The organism is Actinomycetota bacterium (assembly GCA_030019255.1).
Lineage (GTDB): Bacteria > Actinomycetota > Geothermincolia > Geothermincolales > RBG-13-55-18 > Solincola_A.
The window spans coordinates 56,386-75,781 of record JASEFK010000011.1; the positions used below are offsets into that span (position 1 = coordinate 56,386).

General features: G+C 59.4%; 14 protein-coding genes. 12 read left to right on the forward strand and 2 right to left on the reverse strand.

The annotated features are described in order from the left end of the window. The first annotated feature begins 9 nt into the window (after window positions 1–9). The 3 genes from QME84_09910 to QME84_09920 all read left to right on the forward strand — a co-directional run bounded on the left by QME84_09910 (window position 10) and on the right by QME84_09920 (window position 3,436). Entirely contained in the window at window positions 10–663 is a 654-nt protein-coding gene (locus tag QME84_09910; protein MDI6874578.1) for a hypothetical protein, read from the forward strand. Between the two features lie 363 nt (window positions 664–1,026). Next, complete coding sequence (locus tag QME84_09915; GenBank protein ID MDI6874579.1) at window positions 1,027–2,325, forward strand: acyl-CoA dehydratase activase-related protein; 1,299 nt, start codon at window positions 1,027–1,029, stop codon at window positions 2,323–2,325. A gap of 1 nt (window position 2,326) precedes the next feature. Beyond that, window positions 2,327–3,436 (forward strand): hypothetical protein, encoded by a 1,110-nt coding sequence (locus QME84_09920; GenBank protein ID MDI6874580.1) that lies wholly within the window; start codon window positions 2,327–2,329, stop codon window positions 3,434–3,436. A 354-nt stretch (window positions 3,437–3,790) separates the two neighbouring features. Here the strand turns inward: QME84_09920 and QME84_09925 are convergent, their stop codons facing one another. Beyond that, window positions 3,791–4,039 (reverse strand): hypothetical protein, encoded by a 249-nt coding sequence (locus QME84_09925; protein MDI6874581.1) that lies wholly within the window; start codon window positions 4,037–4,039, stop codon window positions 3,791–3,793. A 43-nt stretch (window positions 4,040–4,082) separates the two neighbouring features. After that, a complete protein-coding gene (locus tag QME84_09930; GenBank protein ID MDI6874582.1) occupies window positions 4,083–5,099 on the reverse strand; it encodes an alpha/beta hydrolase in 1,017 nt (338 codons plus the stop codon). A 461-nt stretch (window positions 5,100–5,560) separates the two neighbouring features. Here QME84_09930 and QME84_09935 point away from each other — a divergent pair, with 461 nt between their 5' ends. From QME84_09935 to QME84_09975, 9 genes are all read left to right on the forward strand, one after another. After that, window positions 5,561–6,439 carry a three-Cys-motif partner protein TcmP gene (locus QME84_09935; GenBank protein ID MDI6874583.1) on the forward strand — a complete coding sequence of 293 codons (879 nt, stop codon included), beginning with the start codon at window positions 5,561–5,563 and terminating at the stop codon, window positions 6,437–6,439. Further along, window positions 6,432–7,163 (forward strand): phage Gp37/Gp68 family protein, encoded by a 732-nt coding sequence (locus QME84_09940; GenBank protein MDI6874584.1) that lies wholly within the window; start codon window positions 6,432–6,434, stop codon window positions 7,161–7,163. The genes QME84_09935 and QME84_09940 overlap by 8 nt, the downstream gene beginning before the upstream one ends. A gap of 400 nt (window positions 7,164–7,563) precedes the next feature. Beyond that, the gene (locus QME84_09945; GenBank protein MDI6874585.1) at window positions 7,564–7,827 is read left to right on the forward strand and encodes a hypothetical protein; all 264 of its coding nucleotides are present in this window, start codon (window positions 7,564–7,566) and stop codon (window positions 7,825–7,827) included. A 48-nt stretch (window positions 7,828–7,875) separates the two neighbouring features. Continuing rightward, complete coding sequence (locus tag QME84_09950; protein ID MDI6874586.1) at window positions 7,876–9,570, forward strand: NERD domain-containing protein/DEAD/DEAH box helicase; 1,695 nt, start codon at window positions 7,876–7,878, stop codon at window positions 9,568–9,570. A gap of 1,073 nt (window positions 9,571–10,643) precedes the next feature. Beyond that, window positions 10,644–10,802 (forward strand): hypothetical protein, encoded by a 159-nt coding sequence (locus QME84_09955; protein MDI6874587.1) that lies wholly within the window; start codon window positions 10,644–10,646, stop codon window positions 10,800–10,802. Window positions 10,803–10,961: 159 nt separating this feature from the next. Next, window positions 10,962–14,315, forward strand: coding sequence for a DUF3883 domain-containing protein (locus tag QME84_09960; GenBank protein ID MDI6874588.1), 3,354 nt, complete (start codon window positions 10,962–10,964; stop codon window positions 14,313–14,315). 1 nt (window position 14,316) lies between these two features. Next, complete coding sequence (gene cmr1 / locus QME84_09965) at window positions 14,317–15,306, forward strand: type III-B CRISPR module RAMP protein Cmr1 (protein ID MDI6874589.1); 990 nt, start codon at window positions 14,317–14,319, stop codon at window positions 15,304–15,306. Then, entirely contained in the window at window positions 15,303–16,313 is a 1,011-nt protein-coding gene (locus QME84_09970; GenBank protein ID MDI6874590.1) for an RAMP superfamily CRISPR-associated protein, read from the forward strand. Before cmr1 ends, QME84_09970 begins: the two co-directional genes overlap by 4 nt. After that, window positions 16,310–19,387, forward strand: coding sequence for a CRISPR-associated protein Csx11 (locus QME84_09975; protein MDI6874591.1), 3,078 nt, complete (start codon window positions 16,310–16,312; stop codon window positions 19,385–19,387). Before QME84_09970 ends, QME84_09975 begins: the two co-directional genes overlap by 4 nt. Window positions 19,388–19,396 lie beyond the last annotated feature (9 nt).

Sequence of the window (19,396 nt, forward strand, 5' to 3'; positions counted from 1 at the left end):
GGAAGAAGCATGAAGAAGACGGTGACCGTGTACGTCGTTCTCCTCCTGATCCTCTTAATCTTCTCCGTGACACCGTTTGCCGGGTGCGGGGGCAAGGAGGCAGAGAAGGAAAAGGAGACGGCGGCGGAAGAGGAAGCGGTGGTGGATGAGGCTCCCGCCGAGGAAGAGGGGGAAAGCGCCGGGACGGTTCCGGGAGGCGGGGAAGACGCCGAGACCGGACCTCCCGCGGACTTCCTTTACAAGAGGCAGAAGATTGGAAACAAGACGCCCCTCGAGTACCTGCAGCTGGTGGACGTGCGCTGGAGCAGCCACGGGGATTACTTTCGCGTGGTGGCCGAGCTCAAGCGCCTGGACGGCACCGACGCCACGAACGTGCCCTGGTGCTTCGCCGCTTATTCTGACGACCCCACCATAGAATACGGGACGGAGATCTGCCTGTATATCCGGGGGATAAGGCCCGAGGATATCCACCTCAGCACCTTAAGGGTCGGCGAGGGACTGCTGACCGGGGACCCCGAATGCTACCAGGTAATGATGTCCACCTACGGTTCGCTGGATGGCGTGGATCCGGTTAATCTATTCGTCAGTACCAGGACGAAGAGGCCCTTCCGCCTCACCTATGCCACCGCTCCATTGCGCATCATTCTGGATATCTGGAAGTGAGGCGCATGAGATCAGGAAGTGAGGCGCATGAAACCCGAAAGTTTCCAGACGCGGTAACTTTTTCAGCCCGAAGGGAGGTGAGGGCACCGGCGGGTATGACCCTGCAGGTCGTCATGAACAAACGACTGCGGGCTCCCACCATCGTCGGGACGAAGGAGGACATGGCGAAGGAACAAGCAGGTCGTCATGAAGAAATGACCGCGGGTCCCCAGTCACCAGTCACCATGTGGGTCGATCTTCAAGTGTGATCGACCGCGTAGACTTCAAATATGATCGACGGCGTAGAAAATCAAACCATGCTGGAATTACCGGATACCCTATCGGGTGAAGGTTTCCGGGCCGAGCGGGGGAGGTGCGGACCGGATGAGAATCGGTATCCCGCGCGCCCTGATGTTCTACCGTTACTACCCTTTTCTTAAGATTTTCCTGGAGGGCTGTGGGCACGAGGTGGTTTCCTCTCCTCCCACTGACCTGCGCATTCTGGAGGGGGGCGTGGAGAGCTGCGTGGACGACGTCTGCGTGGCGGTGAAGGTCTTCTACGGCCACGTGCGCTACCTGGAGGGCGTCGCGGATGCGCTGCTGGTGCCGCGCCCGGTGAGCGTGGAAAAGGGACCTCATGACACCTTCACCTGCCCCAAGCTCATCGCCGCCCCGGACATGGCCCGCTTCTACCGCAAACGGCCGCCCGTCCTCCTGGAATGGGTGCTGGACGCCAGGAAGGTCCCCTGGTGGTGGGGTTGCCTGCGCTTGGCAGCTCGGCTAAGGGTCCCGCCGGGGAAGGCACGGAAGGCCTACCGCGCCGCCTGCCGCGCGCAGCGCCGTTTCGAGTCCCTTCTTTCCCGGGGATGGCTTCCTGACGAGGCGGTGGAGATATGGGAAGATCTGGTATATGAACGCCGGGAGGCTAAGGTTCCGCCTGTAAGGAGGATGGGACGGGGTATTGATGCCGGGGAGCCGTCCATGAGGATTCGGCCCGGAGGTGAGGATGGTGGTCCTATTCCGTTAATCTCGCGTTTCCCGGCCGCGGGCCGTCCGCCAGTGGATGAAGGGATGGGACGCACCCGGCTTCGCCTTGAAAAGGCGATGTGCCTGCCTCGTTTCTCTGAGAAGCTGGCGCACGTACCTCTTCCCCGCGGGAAGCGAAAGGACATGGCGCACATTTCCTATAATGGCGTAGATTATCATCTTACCTCTGTGAGAGATCGGACGGTCGGTGGGAACAGCGGCCGAACGGTTGTGGGAGTGGTGGGACACCCCTACCTCCTGGGAGATCGCCTGGTGAACAAGGACCTCATCCGCTGGCTGGAGAAGTCGGGGGCCTTCGTGGTGCCATGCACCATGCTTTCCCCGCAGGAACTCAAGGAGGAATTTTCCCGCCTCCCGGACATGTCCTGGAGTTATGAGAGGGAGCTGCTGGCCGCTACGTCTTTTTTCGCCCGCTGTCCGGAAGTGCAAGGCATCGTTTACCTCACCAGCTTCGGGTGCGGTCCCGACTCCATGGTTATGGAGATGGCCAGGAGGGAGATAATCTCCCGCTTTGGGAAGCCGTTCCTGGAGGTGGTTCTCGATGAACACAGCGCAGATGTCGCCGTGCGCACGCGGGCGGAGGCCTTCGTGGACATGCTCGACAGGCGGATGCCCGTGAAGGGAGGCAGGGTTTGAAGTGAGCGTCAAGGTGGCCTTTCCCCACATGGGTAACGCGTACATACCCCTACGGGCCCTATTGGAGACTTTAGGCGCCGAAGCGGTGGTGCCTGCGAGGCCCAGCGCGCGGACCGTCTCCAGGGGCGTGCGCCACGCACCGGAGTTCGCCTGCCTTCCCTTCAAGGTTACCCTGGGGGACTGCCTGGATGCCCTGGACAAGGGGGCGGAGGTCCTGGCCATGGTTAGCGGCATGTGGGCCTGCCGCTTCGGGCATTACGGCCGGGTGCAGCACATGATCCTGAGGGACCTTGGTTATCATTTCCATTCCCTGATCATCAGCCGGGAAAACGTGGGCGAGGTGATGGAAGCCCTCCGGCGTTTCCTGGGCCCCGGCGCCTTCCGCAAGGTCCCCGCCGCGCTGGCCATGTTCCGGGCCAAGGCGGCGGCGGTGGAGGAGGTGGAGAGGTGGGCCCGCTGGGCGCGCCCCCGGGAGGAAGAGGAAGGAAGTGTCGACGCTTTATGTTCCCGGACCCTTCAGGAGCTGGATGGCGTCGACTCCCTGCGAGGAGTCCGGGAACTGCGCCACCTCTTCCGGGAAGAAACCCGCTGCCTCCCGCTTGACCTGGAGAGGGAACCGGATCGCATCAGACTGGTGGGTGAGCTCTACGTCCTCCTCGAGCCGGCCCTGAACTACGACCTGGTGAGAAGGCTGGGCAGCGTGCACCGGGTGGAGGTCCAGCCCGTGCTCTCCACCTACCGCTGGCTCCTGGGCCCCCTGTGGCTGGACCCGCGCATCCAGCTCACGGGGTACCTGGCGCGGCGGCGCGTACGCCCCTACCTCCCCTACGTGCTGGGCGGGGAGGAACATATGACCTTGAGCGGAATTCTTACCGCTGCTCGGGACGGTTTCCACGGGGTGATCCACGCCTATCCCCTCACCTGCATGCCGGAAAACATCTGCCGGACCATAATCCCCGGCCTCCCGGCGGAGAAGCGCCTGCCCTACCTGGGACTGTGCCTGGACGAGCACACCTCGGCGGCGGGAATGGAGATCCGGCTGGAGGCCTTCCTGGACCTGGTCCGTTCCCGGAGGGCGGTGTCCGGCGACGCCGGCCGAAGCGCAGCCTGAACGGGTTCATTCCACCAGGGCCAGGAGGGGCGCGGCGTACCACTTCAGGGTGTGCAGGTCGCGCAGTCCCTGCAGCGCTTTCTGCGAGGCCTCGGTAAGCTCCGGATACATGGCTCCCTCCCTTCATCCTGAGAAAGTCCTTTCACCGCCGCCATTACCCCGTGATCGGGCCATGGTCTCATCCAGAGCCATTGAATCTTGGTAAGCATTCAACCCTTGTCGCCGCCACTGCCCTGTGCCCTGTCCATGGTCCTGGAAAAACCCATGTCCGGGAGCTGCCGTTGCGCACATGGACACAGCTGCCCCCACGAGCCTCGGTCCGTGTCAAGCAAGGCACCGGCTCACATCAACGGGTTATTTTGCAGGGACGGCCGCCCCGCCCTGGATGATGCTCAGAAAATTTCCGGAGAAGATCATCTCCTTCTCGCCCGCGGAGAGGGGGAGGGCCTCCACCCAGCCCTTTATCCACCCGTAGTCGTAGTCCTCCCCCGGGGCCTGCTCCCCGTAGGGTCCGTCCGTCCCGTAGAGGCACTTTCCGGGGCCCAGGAAGTCCACCGCCCAGCGCACCAGTCCCGGGCTGAGGTAGGGGCTGGAGAGGTCCACGTAGACTCCATCCCGGTCCTTTTCATGGCCGCTCCTGCCTGCCTCAGCGGAAGCATTCCTCGAGGAAGGAACCCAGCTCGCGGTTGACCTCCTCTGGGCACTCCAGCATGGTGTCGTGGCCCCGGTCCTCGTAGACTCGGAGCCTGGAGCCGGGAATCATCATGCTGGTCCGCTCGTTGACCCTGCGAGACGTGAGCCGGTCCAGGCTTCCCACCAGGATGAGCACGGGTACCTCGATCCTGGAAAGGCTCTCCGGCTCCACGTGGTAGTCCAGGCAGGCCTTCATGGCCCGGACGAAGTTGGGCAGGGGGGTGGAGAAGATGAGCTCCCGCTGGAATTCCACCTCCGGCGCAGGAGGCCTCTTCCCGAAGGCCGTGAAGCGCGCGAAGAGGTAGGCCGGGGCCGTCCTGCCGTAAAGCTCCCATGCCCTCTGCGCCGGGGGTAGATCAACGGCCATGAGGTCCAGGAGGGTGGAAAGGGGAACGGGGTAGAGGCTCTTCACCAGCCCGCCCAGGATTATCCCCTCCACCACGTCCACCCCGGAGGAATCCACCAGGACCAGGCCCTTCAGGCGGCCGCGGTAGCCGTCCGCGAAGCGCTCGTGCCACTTCAGGGTGGTGAAGCCGCCCATGCTGTGGCCGCAGACCACGAACTCCGGAGGGTCGAAATGCTCGATCACCGCCTGGAGATCCTCGGCCAACCGCTCCGTGCTCTGGTCCCGGCTCGCCGGGGTGCCCGATCTCCCGTGCCCCCGCAGGTCCAGGGAGACCACCCGGTACCGGTCCTTGAGATAGGCCCGCTGGTAGCGCCAGATGGTGTGGTTGCAGGCCAGCCCGTGGATCAGGAAGACGGTGGGGCCCTCCCCGATGGCTTCCACGTAGAGAGGGGTCCCGTCGGCGGAGCGGATGCCCTCCACGGGCTCCCCGTCCGGCAGGGCCGTCGGCCGCGCCAGCCCCTCGGAGCGCCGGTGGTCGGCAAACCTCACCGCCGCCGCGGCGGCGTACATCCCCGCCCCGCCCACAAGCGACCACTTGAGCAGTTTACCGGCTGCCTTTCCCATGCGAAGTCACCCCCGTGAGTAGTCCGTTGTCGAGCCTTCCGAAACCCCCGCGCGATCCACCCTATATATTATCCGAAAGCGGGGAGACAAGATTGCCCTGCCTGGAAAACAGCTCATCCATAGTTGAAACGCTTGAAAAAGACGACTCTTCCATTTTTACCAACAGGCTGCAAATAAATTGGTGAGTCCCTATTCCGGCAGTTTCTTGAGCGTTTTGGATTACAAATCGACATTTCGTCAGTCCCAGTTTGAGTCTTTTTAATGAATTCCCCATGGTTTCAAAGGCTTTTTCTCCTTCCGTGTTCTGGGACCTTGCCTGGAGATACCTTTTTCTACCAGGTTCCTTTTCCGGAAAGGAGACTGCCCATTGTATTTGAGGAAGATTTATTGGCTGGTCTCTGAAGCGAGCGGAGTATTGTCACTCCTATCATTTAAATTGTGAATGTACTCGGGGGATTGGGTTGGAAAGGGGGTGGAGCAGGTTGGCCTCTGGAGAAGTAAGGTTTGATGAAATAGGTTATTGGTCGGAAATCAAGCTCGACATCGTGAGAAAATACGCACGAGCTTATTCTGTTATCCTCACAAGGAAAAAATCGGAAAACAGCAGGTTTTCCCACGCCTATATAGACGGATTTGCAGGTTCAGGCGTCAATATATCCAGGAGTACGGGTGAATGGATACCCGGAAGCCCACTAAATGCTTTAAATATAGAACCCAAATTTGATGAGTATTATCTTATAGATTTAGATGGCGATAAGGTAAGTGCCCTGAAGGCAATGGTTGGAAATCGATCCGACGTACATATATTTCATGGTGATTGCAACGAGATACTGTTAAGAGATGTTTTTCCGAAAATCAGTTACGAAAGTTGTAAGCGCGCCCTGTGTTTGCTTGATCCCTATGGATTACATCTCCAATGGAAAGTGATAGAGTGCGCTGGAAAAATGGGCACGATAGACTTGTTCTTGAATTTCCCGGTAATGGACATAAACCGAAACGCTTTATGGCGAAACCCAGAGGGAGTGCAGGAGTATGCCATTGAACGCATGAATGCTTTCTGGGGCGACGAGTCCTGGCGTGATATAGCCTATGAAAAAAGAGCTACACTCTTCGGTTATGACAAGGAAATTAAGAGGAGTAACGAGGAAGTTGCAGAAGCTTTTCGAAAAAGGTTATGTGAAAAAGCGGGATTCAAGCATGTACCGAAACCAATGCCCATGCGTAATTCAAAAGGCTCCATTGTGTATTATCTATATTTTGCAAGTCAAAAGCAGGTGGCAGAGAGAATAATAAAGGATATATTCCGGAAATATGAGAGCAGGAGTGCGCAACATGGGTAGGTCAGCCATAGAGTGGACGGAATCAACCTGGAATCCAGTTACGGGATGCACGAAAATAAGCCCGGGGTGTAGTCATTGCTACGCCGAGCGCATGTCAAGGCGCTTGAAGGCCATGGGCCATCCTAACTATGCGAATGGATTCAAACCAACCATACATGAGAATATGCTTGAAATACCGCTGCGCTGGAAGCATCCACAGATCATCTTTGTCAATTCCATGAGCGACCTCTTTCATGAGGAAGTTCCCCTGGAATTCATTTTCAGGATGTTCAATGTTATGACTAAAGCCCCGCAGCACTGCTTTCAAGTCCTTACAAAACGCTCGGAAAGATTGAGGGAAATTGCCCCGATGCTACCGTGGCCACCCAACGTGTGGATGGGAGTAAGCGTGGAAGACTCCGTACATAAGTATCGCATCGATCATTTAAAAGAAACAGGTGCGTGCGTAAAATTCATTTCCTTCGAGCCCCTGTTAGGTCCAATTGGTGACCTTAATCTGGAAGGGATAGATTGGGTGATTGTGGGAGGCGAATCGGGACCCCGAGCACGGCCCATGGATCCGGAATGGGCGAGGGAGATCCGCGACAAGTGTATAAAGGCGGAAGTGCCTTTTTTCTTCAAGCAGTGGGGTGGAGTCCGCAGGAAGAAAAACGGTCGCCTTCTGGATGGCATGTTGTGGAATCAGATGCCGAGTTATATCCTTCCCAACGAGATAAATAAATGAAGCTCGGGCTAATTATCAATGACAAACAACGCTTTCTTGAAGTATCTTTTCACCAAAGGAGTTGTGTGGGCGTCTGCTACGCAGATGGCTCACGCTTTTTCATTGTTTGCAATAATGTTTAGCTATTTGCGTGATGCAAACTGCCATAAACTAAAATAACTTGTTGAATCTACTGTGAAGTTGCCTGCTAATGATTAGAGCTGCCAAGGGCGGAATCAACTTGGACGGCCCACTGACCCTGGCCAGGGCACAACGCACATGTTTCCCGGCAAGGTCTCTTAGTCAAAATGTCACCTCCACCTGGTATAAAAAAACAAAAAGGGTGCTTCCGTAAACTTGATCGGGCAAGGTCGTTGGCCCGGAGTTCGACTCCGGGTTTTATGTCCAAGGGGTGGTCGCCGTGCCGAGACCCTTCGATTCCCTGGACGATGCCTTCTGGGCCGGGGAGGTCATCGGGTTCATCGCCGACAACACTCGGAGGTGCCGCCATTGCGGGGAGGAGGTGGCCTTCGACGAGGAGGGCTTCGAGGATCACCTCTGCTCGCGCTGTTTCGAGGAGGGGTACCCCGGCGACCCGGAAGACGAGAACGACGAGGACAACTACGACCACGGCGGCTGGTTAGTGGATACGGGGCACAAGGCGTACCGGCCAGCGCACGGATGAGGATGGCCGCGGCGGAAAAGGTAGGCAGGGAGGTACGCGTTGGCCAGGATGATTCCCCAGACCAGGGTGGAGGGCGTCCCCCGCGGGGAGCTCCGGTTCTACCAATACCTGCGGGACGGGCTGCCCGACGAATACACGGTCTTCCACTCCCTGCCCTATCTCTCCGCGGGGGAGAGGGGCATCTTCGAGCACGAGATAGACTTCCTCGTCGTCCACCGCAAGAAGGGCCTCCTGACCATCGAGGTCAAGGGCGGGGAGGAGGTGATCTACCGCCCCCGGGAGAGGAAGTGGTTCTCCGTCCCCGCCTCCGGCGACCGGCGCCACGAGATAAAGGACCCCTTCGACCAGGCGCGGAGCAACATGCACTGGCTGAAGGAGGAGATCCTCAAGCGAGGGGTATTCCCCGGGGCGGACGACCTGCCCTGCGCCTACGGGTACGCGGTGGCCTTCCCCGACGCCGCGGTGCAGGCGAAGCATTTCCCTCCCCATGCCCTCCCGGAGCTGGTCATCGACCGCGAGGGCCTGGACGAGGTGGGGGAGAGGGTGGAGGGGATCATGGACCGCATGCGCCGCCCGGGGAGCAGGGCCCTGACCGAGCGGGAGTACAACGACCTCTACAACCGCTTCCTCCTCCCCGAGTTCCGCCTAACCACCTCCATCGCCCGGAGGCTGGAGGACGAGGAGGCGGAGATACTTCGCCTCACCGAGGAGCAGTGCCGCGTCCTGGACGTCCTCAGGAACCAGAGGCGGGCCCTCATCCAGGGTTACGCCGGGACGGGCAAGACCCAGCTGGCGGTGGAGAAGGCCCGCCGCCTGGCCGCCGAGGGCCTCTCCGTGCTCATCCTGTGCTTCAACCGCCCCCTGGCCGCCTACCTCCGGAAGCAGATCCGTCCCGAGGAGGGGAGGATCGACGTCTACAACTACCACGACCTGTGCATCCGCCTGGCCGAGAGGGCCGGGCTCCCCTGCCAGGTGCCCGGGGAGGAGGACCGGGAGAGGCGACAGCGCTTCTGGGCCCAGGAGGTCCCCCGCCTCCTGGGGAGGGCCCTGGACCTCCTGGACCTCCGCTACGACGCGGTGGTCGTGGACGAGGGCCAGGACTTCCGGAGGGAGTGGTCGGAGAGCGTCCTCAAGCTCCTGCGGGACCGGGAGGAGAGCCACCTCTACATCTTCTTCGACGAGAGGCAGAACCTCTACCACGGGGAAGAGCCGCAGTTCCCGGTCCGGGGCGATCCCTTCCTGCTCACCGAGAACTGCCGCAACACGCGGAGGATATGCGAGGCGGCCTGCCGCATCGGGGAGATAGACGAGGAGGACTACCGCTTCGACCGCAACCCGGAGGGGGAGGAGGTGCGCTACCTCCCCTACCGGGAACCCAAGGAACAGCCGGGGATCATCGAGGACGTGGTCTCCCGGCTGCTGAAGAAGGGCATCCGCCCGGGACAGATAACCATCCTCTCCCCTCACGTGCGGGAGAGGAGCTGCCTCTCCGGCGTGGAGGAGCTCGCTGGGTGCCGCCTGGTGGACTTCGAGGACCCGGGCCTCTCCTCCAACGACCTGGTCTTCTGCACCCTGAAGCGCTTCAAGGGCCTGGAGTCCGATGTGGTCATCTTCTGCGACATGGACGGGAGGTTCCCCGTCCACGACCGCAAGGACCAGTACGTGGCCGTCACCCGGGCCAAGCACCTTTTATACGTGGTCCACGACCGTAGGTGGAACCCGCCTGCGGGCCAGCGGAGGTAGATAGGAAGCGGAGGGGCGATATTGTAATATGAAAAAGTGGGATTAACATATGGGATTCAATGGCGGGCATAAAAGGAGTCATGCGGCTTGATTTCCGCTCGATTGAAGCCTGTTTTTTCGCCGCTGGGTCTTGGGATAAGTTGATACGGGTCCAAGGTGGCCATCAAGATGACTAAAAATTTAGTCAAATGACTAAAAAAATTAGTCAAAAGGAAGATACCACGGCTCATCCCGCAGGGGTCATATTCTCCTCCCCCGCTATGGTGGCCCTCCTCGAGCTCTTCTTTCTCCATCCCGAACAGGAGTTTTATCAGCGCCAGATAGAAAGCCTCACCGGCAAGCCCCTTTTTTCCATCCAGAGAGAGCTAAACGATTGGAGAGAGCTGGTTTGATCGAGGCCGAGAAGAGAGGAAGGCGGCTGTATTACCGTGCGAAGAAAGGTGAAGGTGTGCGGCATGATCGTCACCTGGAGATCCTTCCCTGCGCGGGCATCCGGAGGGACGGAAGATGGGAGATCGTGGCTCTGAGATTGCGGATACCTTCTCCCAGACCATTTGGCCTTCCCCCATCCGCACGCTGAAGAGGCGGGGACTTCCAGGAGTGAGGCCCGTGGCCTTATGAGACCATGGGGGCATCAGGGTGGAGGGCTCTCTCCACTCCAGGGCGCCTCCTTCAAGCAATGGCAATACCACCTCGTCTGCAACCTTCTCCCCACGGCCCCCAAGGGCAGGAAGCGGGACCTCCACCAGGAGCTCTAAGCTATCCTTTGCGCCCCCATCTCCAGGTATCCGGGCGTTTCCTCTCCGAGACCTTTGCCAAGTGGGAGGACATACGCCCAGAGGTTTTGGGAAGGCTCAAGAAGGCAAGGACGACGTGCTCTTATAATTCCACTTCCCCACACGCCATAGGAGTGGGATTAGGGCCACGGGCCGCTTGGAGAGACTGAACTGGAATATTAGGGAAGGGACCCGGGCGGTTGCAATCTTCCTACTCGAAAATCCGCCCCGCGGCTCATCACCGCTCTCTGCGTGAAACATCAGGAGGAAAGGGAGACCGGGAGGCTTCACCTCGACATGAGTCTGCTGGAGGAGGAAGAGCCTGAGGAGAGGAGGCGGGTGGCCAGGATGGCCTCCTGGCAAAATCTTGAAAATGGAATAAGGAGTCGCCTCGAGGGGAGGAGGTCTCGCGCCCCGTGCCAAGCCCTGCCTCCTTTTCTCGAGCTGGTATACTGAAAGGGAGAGCAGTCGCTTATCTCCCATCTCCATGAGACGCAAGGCAGCCCCTTGTCTTGGAGGGCGAGGATTTACATAGGGTTGTGGGCTTTGTCAAAATAGTGGTAATTAATTACAAATAAATCAGTCACCTAAGATTCACTTTTGGGGGTTAGATCTTTGGAGGAATTACCAGTTCAGCCCGGTGTAATCCTTGAGGGAGAGATTTTTCCGGAGCCGATCCGAGTGGTGCTGGTGCAGTCCATCGGAGCCAACCTGAAGGTCGGGGGACAGGGGCTTCGCACTAGGCGGTACCACGAGCGACTTCTGAGCCCGGACCAGGTCCATTCCCTGAAGATCATCCCTGCCGAGGCGCCCTTTGATGGCGACGCGCTGCGGTTCCGGTTGGGGATCGAAGGGGCCCGCCTGGGTTTGGCCTACGAGTATGACCCATATTTTTCCCTTTCCATCGCCCGCGTGGATCCGCTGCCCCATCAGCTTGAAGCAGTGTACCACTACATCTTGCCCCTGCCCCGGATCCGCTTTCTGCTGGCCGACGATGCCGGGGCCGGAAAGACCATCATGGCGGGTTTGCTCCTCAAAGAGCTGAAACTCCGGGGACTCGTTGCCCGAACCCTAATCGTCGCGCCCGCCAACCTCGCCTTCCAGTGGCAACGGGAGATGCGAGACCGGTTCCGCGAGCGGTTCGACATCATCCGCGGTGTGGATCTGAGAAATGCCTACGGCGTTAATCCTTGGCAGGATAAGCCTCAAGTCATCACTTCCATGGATTGGGCAAAGCGCGAAGAGGTTCTGGAAAGCCTTGGCCGCACGGCTTGGGATCTGGTCATCGTGGACGAAGCTCACCGGATGAGCGCGAGCGATCCGGAACACAAAACGGAGCGTTACAGACTTGGGGAACTCCTTTCGCAGAAGACGCATCATCTCTTACTCCTCACCGGCACCCCCCACAAGGGAGACCCTCTAAACTTCTGCCTCTTCTTACAGCTCTTGGATCGAGACGTATACGGCGACGTTCGCAGCCTTGAGGAAGCCATGAAACGCAATCATGCCCCCTTCTATCTCCGGCGCACCAAAGAGGCGCTTGTGACTTTTCCCGATCCCGAGACGGGCAAGGTCCGCAGGTTGTTCACGAACCGAGAGGTACGCACGGTCCGATTTGAATTAGATGGCCGAGAGTTCGAGTTTTATGAGGCCTTGACCCGATACGTGCAGGATCAGTCGATTCGCGCAGCCACGGACCCCTCGGCCCGCGGTCGGGCCCTGGGCTTCACCATGGCGATGTACCAGCGCCGGTTTGCTTCCAGCATTCACGCCGTCCGCCGGAGCCTTGAGCGGCGCCTCCAGAAGCTGGAGGACCGCCTGCGCCGCCCCCAACCGGAAGCCGTGGCCGACCTGTCTCGGCTGGACGAGATAGACGAGCTGCCGGAAGACGAAGTCGCCCGGCTGGAGGAGGAAGTCGAGCAGGCCTCCCTGCCGTCGGAGCGCCAAGCAATCCAGCGGGAAATCGAAGAACTCAGGGTTTTGGTGCAGAAGGCCCGAGCCTTGGAAGAGCGGGAGATGTCCTCCAAACTCGCCAAGCTCCGCGAGGTGCTCGCGGACCAGAACATCTTCGGCGACCCCAAGACGAAACTGCTGATCTTCACAGAGTTCAAGGAGACCCTGGATTACCTGGTGGCGACGCTGCAGGGGTGGGGGCTGCGGGTCACCCAGATCCACGGCGGCATGAAGATCGGCGACCGGGACACGCCGGGAACCCGGCTCTACGCCGAACGGGAGTTCCGCGAAGAGGCCCAGGTCTTGGTGGCCACCGAGGCCGCGGGCGAAGGCATCAACCTCCAGTTCTGCTGGCTTATGGTCAATTTTGACATCCCGTGGAACCCCATGCGGCTGGAGCAACGCATGGGCCGCATCCACCGCTATGGGCAAGAGCGGGACTGTCTCATCTTCAACTTCGTCGCGGCCAACACGCGAGAAGGCCAGGTCCTGGAACGCCTCCTGGAACGCCTGCGGGAGATCCGCCGCGAGCTCGGCAGCGACCAGGTCTTTGACGTGGTCGGAGAGATCGTTCCGGCCAACTACCTGGAGCGGCTGTTCAGGGAACTCTACGCCGGACGCATGACCCAGCAGGCAGTGCTGGATCGAGTCATCCGAGACTTCGACCGGGAGCGTTTTGCCAGGATCTGCCAGTCGACCTTGGAGGGGCTGGCCAAGAAGGATTTGAATCTTTCGGCTATCTTGGGCCGCACGGCCGAGGCAAAGGAACGGCGGCTGGTCCCAGAAGTGGTAGAGGAGTTCTTCCTCCAGGCAGCCCCGGTAGCCGGAATCCCAACCCCGAGGGGGCGTAACGGAGTCTATGCGGTAGGCCGCATCCCAAGGCACCTTCAGTGGGTTGGGGAACGTCTGGAGCCCCGCTTCGGCCCGCTGGGGCGGGAGTATCGGCGGATAACCTTCGACAAACGGCGTCTTGCCGAAGATCCCACGCTGGAATGGGTCACCCCCGGCCATCCGCTATTTGAGGCCGTCCGCGAGGAGGTCTGGGAGAAAGTCCAGGCAGACCTTCGTCGGGGTGCAGTATTCTACGACCTGAATCGCGCTGCGCCCTCCCGCCTTGAGGTCTACTCGGCCTCCATCGCCGACGGGCACGGAAACACGCTGCACCGGCAGCTCTTCGTGGTAGAAGTCGCCGATTCGGGCGAAATGCGGCTGCGCCAGCCTACCGTCTTTTTGGACCTGATCCCCGCGGAGGCCAAAATCACCGCAAACCCGCCAATAACCCCTGACCGCGGAGAAGTAGAGCGATTCTTGCAGGAGAGGGGGCTGCAGCCCTTCCTGCAGAAGGTCCAGCAGGAACGCCAGAAAGAGCTGGATACCATCGCCCGGCATGTGGAAGTGAGCCTTCTCACCCTCATTGACCGCCAGCAACGGCAAGTAATGGAACTCCTCCAGCGGAAAGAGCAAGGGGAGGACGTAGCTTTAGCGCTCGGCGAGGCCGAGCGGAGACTGGACGAGCTGAACGCGCGGCTGGAACGGCGGCGACAGGAAATCCAACGAGAGCGGCAATTGGCCATTGCCGATCTCACCCACATCGGCTCGGCTCTGGTTCTCCCCCATCCGGAGCGGGAGAATTTCGCGCCGATGGTCCGCAACGAAGAAGTTGAGCGCATCGCCATGGAGGAAGCCATGCGCTACGAGCGGGAAAGGGGTTGGATTCCAGAGGACGTTTCCGGCGAAGATCGCGGCTTTGACATTTTATCGCGGCACCCCGAAAGCGGCAGCGTTCGTTTCATTGAAGTCAAGGGGCGGGCGGGAGTAGGACCTGTGGTGTTGACGCGCAATGAGTACAAAACGGCCGAGCGGCTGCGAAGCGACTACTGGCTTTATGTGGTCTTTGATTGTGCGACCACGCCGCGACTTCTGCCGATTCAGGACCCGGTTCGCTTAGGCTGGGAACCGATCGTGCGGATTGAGTATTATCAGCTTCTGCCCGAGCAGTTGGAAGGAGGGGCCTAGGATGGGGAACAACATGGAACCTAAAGAATGGCGTCTTACTGCATTGACCGACATATGGACGGGCGATGCGCAAGGGAAGCCAGGTCGCTTGATTCCAACCGGGCTGAGAGGTTCCATCCGCTGGTGGTTCGAAGTGCTGGTGCGGGGGTTAGGCGGCAAGGTATGCGATCCCACGGTGGATGGCGTGCGCTGTCCGGATAAGAATGTTAAAAATCCTTACGATCCCGGTCACCATTGCGTGGTGTGCGAACTTTTTGGCTGCACCGGGTGGGCGCGCAAATTTCGGCTGATGGTTCTGGACCAAGAAGGCCCGGTCATCCAAAAACAGATTAAAGCCGGCCGTACATTTACCCTTCATTTCATCCCCTTGCGGTCCATCTCCGACGAGGAGTGGTGCCTCCTGGACGCCACCCTCCGCCTGATCGCCAACTACGGCGCCCTCGGAGGCCGCACCGTGTTCAAGCCCACCGATGAGCTCAATCGGCAGGGTGAAGACTATCATAGAGATTTTGGATTGATCCGGATTAAACCAGTTATTTCGGGGGTTCGTGCGTATACGGGGGATGAGCTCAGCCGGTATGTTGACTACTCACATTGGCGCCGTGTAGATCACGATGACTTTGCTTGGGCTTCGCTTGACAACTTCTGGTGCGTGAAGGGACGGTACCTGGCGAGACAGGATCCTGATAACAGCACGTTCAACCAGATTATTGGCAGAGAACAAGCAAAGGGTCGATCTCAGCGACTTGCGCAAGAGACACCTGTAAACCGCTGGCTTGCCGGTCGTCAGCAGGAAAGCAAGAAGGTTTTCAGTTTCAAACATCCCGAAGAAGGTCGGCGCACGTTCGGTTTTGTAAAACCAGGTTTAGTGGAATTTGATGAGATGAAGCGCCGCCTCGGACAGGTGTGGTCGCCTTTTAATCCAGATGCGGAATTTATCACAAAGGATCAAATCCTGAGTGAACTCTTTTCGCAGGGGGGAAACGTATGACTTGGGATTACTATGCTTGGTTAACCTGTCGTGGCCATGGCGAGGAAACACCAACTGCGTGGGCATTAAGCAGCGGCTTCGTGGACCATCTTTCCAAGTGTTTCCTGGAAGCAGAGATTGAACGTTTGGAAGCTGAAGAGGCAAATAACAGAGAAAGACGCAGACAAGCCGAGGATAAGAAAACCATTCTCCGCAAGATGTACATGCAGAAAGCGTCGTGTAGATTTCCTATCAAATTGTATCCACAATTCCACCAGATTGACTTTGCGCCTCTCTCTTCTTGGGCATGGCTGGGCCTTCAGGTAGACTTCGAACTCCTCACCCCATGGTACTCCAAAGACGACCGCGTGTTTCACGTGATGGACAACCCGGTGCGCAAAGATCGGGTGTTCGGTGTGCCCTTTATGGCGGGTTCATCCTGGAAAGGCATGCTCCGCTGGGCCTGTCGGGTGCAAGCGGGTTTGCGGGAGCACCTGGAGCAACACAACGGAAAACTGGATGATTGGCGGGACCCGGATTGGATCCTGCACCTCTTCGGCAACGAAAAGGACGAAGAGGAGAATTTCCACCAGGGCGCGCTGGTTTTCTATCCTACGTGGTTTGACAAGATCGGCTTTGAGGTTATCAACCCCCACAGCCGGGAGCGCCGCGCCGGCACCCAGCCCGTCTACTACGAGGTGGTGCCCCCCGGCGCAAAGGGCACGCTTTATCTCCTCTATGCTCCCTGGCCCGGCATGAAACCTGGTGCCGATCCCAAAGACGTTCCGCCAAGATTGCTGGAGGCCATCGAGGCCCTGCTCACCACCTACGGCATTTCGGCCAAGCGCACCGTGGGCTGGGGCACGGCGAAGATTCTTAAGTGGCGGGTGTATCGGAAAGGCAAGGAGCCTCAGGAGGCCACTCGAGAAGAGTGGGAAAGGGAAGCGTCTGAAAAAGGACGCGGATTTTGGCGCTTCTTCTGGGAGCGAAAGGTTTTACCTCTGCTTAAGGAGGGATGTGCCCCATGAGCAGCACATTCACCCCAGCCGAAACCCTGAGCCTGCATCGTCCTCTGCTTCTGGCCATGGAAGCCATCGGCTGGTTCCACATGGCCGGCAAGGCGCGGGCTGAGTTCCTACGCCACCACGGCGGCGAAGACAACGGCTACGACGAGCGCTGCTGGCACACGTTGGAAACGCCACCTTTTCCCTGGGATGACCTGCTGGGGTGGGTAAAGCAGCGCTTTAGCGGCGGCAATCTCAAAGACGCCTGGCCAGAGTCCTTTGTTTTGTTTACCGAAAAGCACGGAGGCCGCGGGGCGCAGGACCGCGGCCTACTGGGCCTGCTGCAGGCTGGCCACGCAATGGCCTCGGGGATAGAAAAGCAATCCTATCCTGACCACACCATTCGTTACTTAAACCAGACCATCCCCCACATGTGGCTCTCCTCCCCCTGGGGCCACCCCAAGCGAAACCTTTTGGCCGATTCGCCGGAAATTCTGACACCTCACGGGTGGCGTCAGCTTGTGGCGGAGATTCGCCGCGTACTGGAGGAACTGAAAGATCTTGGCACGAAGCACGTGCAAGATGTGGCCTTGTGGCACCGCTGGCGGGAGCAGGCCATCGGTCCAGATTCCTTTATCCGCCGTGCCTTTCTCGCCACCCTCGCTGAGACGCGCCTGCCCAACAACGATGTGACCCTCTGGGACCAGTCCTATGTGGCTGCCGCGCTGTTCAAGAGCGCAGTGGCAGGGGCGTTGCTGGATAGTAGTTTTCCATGGAGGACAGACGGAAGCATCAAGCAGAAAACCCGTTGGCGCCTGCTGACCGTGGCCATCGGCACCGAGCACTACGAGGCGCGGGCGGTGAAAATCGGTGACTGGACGGGCGCGCAGGGCGCGATCGAGGGGTTCTTCCGCCGCGTGGCCCAGCTGGTAGAGGTGGATCTGGCCGTGGGATCGCTGCTCTACCGGGACGACTCCGTAGCTGTGTTTTCGTTCCCCGGCGAGCGGTTTGACGAGGAAGAGCAGGAACGTCAAAAACCAAATAGACAGAACTTCAAATTTGATGACAAAAACTTCGCTTCATGGCTTGATGACTGGAAAAACTGGCTACAAAACCAGGTCGAAGCGATCGCCCACGATCTGAACCTGGAAACCCCGCCCTTTGTGCGCTTGAGCGGACCCACCCGGTCGCTGGTGCCCCTGGTGAAAGAACGCAGGGAAGCCTTGCGCAGGACTGCCGTTCCCGTGCATAAGGCCTGGAATGTGAACTGGACGGTCCCTGCTGAGTCCAAGGGCCATGTCTGCCCCGTGTGTCGGGTGCGCCTGAACGGCGACCCTACCAACAAGGGCACACCTTGCCAAGTATGTTGGGAACGCCGCCACCACCGCCGCGACGATTGGCTTCAAGGTCACCTGGGCAATGACACCATTTGGTTTGAGGAGGTAGCCGACGCCAACGGCCGCCTGGCACTACTCACTTTCCAGCTGGACGTTGAACCATGGCTGAACGGCGAGCGGGTGGACAGCCTCAGGGCACAGGCTATTCCAGAGTGGCGACGATTCAACCCGGTTTTATTCGGTCAACTCAAGCCGATCGATCTACAAAGGCCCTTCGAATGGCTGCGAAGCTATATTACCGATAAGCTACATTCTTACGATAAAAATGACCCAGTACTCAAAAGCCTGCACGAAGGTTATCAGCATGAGAACAAGTGGGAGGATTTTTACAAAAAGATCGTTGAAGATCGCGCCGATGCCCCTGAGTGGGACATCCAGAACGACGACCAGCGCGCTGCCTGGCTAGCCCATCAGCTCTTTCGCAAACTCCCCTCTCCCGGCCGGGTCTACCGTTTCTGGCGAGAGGCGGAGGAGTTTTTCACCGACCTGTTGCGGGAGTTCCGCCAGATCGCGGCCCGCAGCGACAACCCATGGCGGGTGCGCCGTCTTCTGCTCATCCCTGAGGACAAAAGTGGATGGCAAGACCTCACCCTTTACGACGGTCGCTGGCAGGGGAGGCAGATCAGCCTGGTCTATGTGGAAAGTCTGGGCGGGGTTGTGACGGCCTCGAACCTCTCTCGCTTACTTCGGCCGGAGCAACCGAAAGAGACGTTGAAGGAAGAGGGGGAGGCCATTCTCCTCGAGGAGGAAGACCGCTTTGGGCACAGGGTTGAGATGAAAGTAAAAGACGTCCGTGAGCTTGATGCGCCATACGCTCACTTGAGCATCTATGCGCCGGTGATCCCCTTGGCGCTCTCACCCCTGCGCTTCCGCGTCATCGTGTCTTTGGAGGTGGCATCCGAGTGCGTGGACCTGGCCATCCAGTGGTGGCAGAAACGCTTCGCCGGCGTGTGGGACCGCCTGCCCTTGCGGGTAGGGGTGATTGCTTTTCCACGCCTGGTGCCCTATCAGGCCGTGGTAGAGGCCGTGCGGAACGTGGAAGACGAACTGGCTGCCTCTGAGAAGACCTGGCAGGTGCAGGAAAAGAAGACCTGGTGGGTGCAGGAAGTGGAACGGCGGGACGGAGTGGTTGCCCTCCGCCTGCGCCGGCCGGACGGTCGGGAGACCCTTCGGATCATTCCGGTGAGGATGCCCGATGGCCGGGAGGATGTGTTCTATCCGTATGTTGCGGTTGAGGACCGCTCCCTGCGCTTTCCTCGCGATTTCCGCCACCCCGAAGGCCAGGTTTACCGCCACGTGGCCGACCTGCGCTTCGGGGATGGCCTTCGGGTGACGCCGGCGCGGGTGGCCACGCTCTTTCTGGAAAGCACCGACCAGCGGTTTGAAAGGCTGGATGTGCATTATTTGGAAGACTGGACGTGGATGCGGGAGGTTTGGGTGCTTCTGCAACGGGTGGCGCCTAGCCAAACGGCGGTGCAGCGCTTGCGGGGCGAACTGGCCCGGCTGGAGCGGGATTGGCAATCGACAGACGGCCGTCTGGCTGCTCCACCGGATGTGTGGCGGGATACCCTCCGGGCTATGCTTGCCCATCATTTAGAAGTGCAGGGAGCGGCGTTGGATGCCCTAACCGAAGCCGCCGTTGATGTCCTGCTTCAGTGGGCTTTGGATTGGCATATCACCGCACTGAAAGAAAGCGTGTAAGGAGGGATG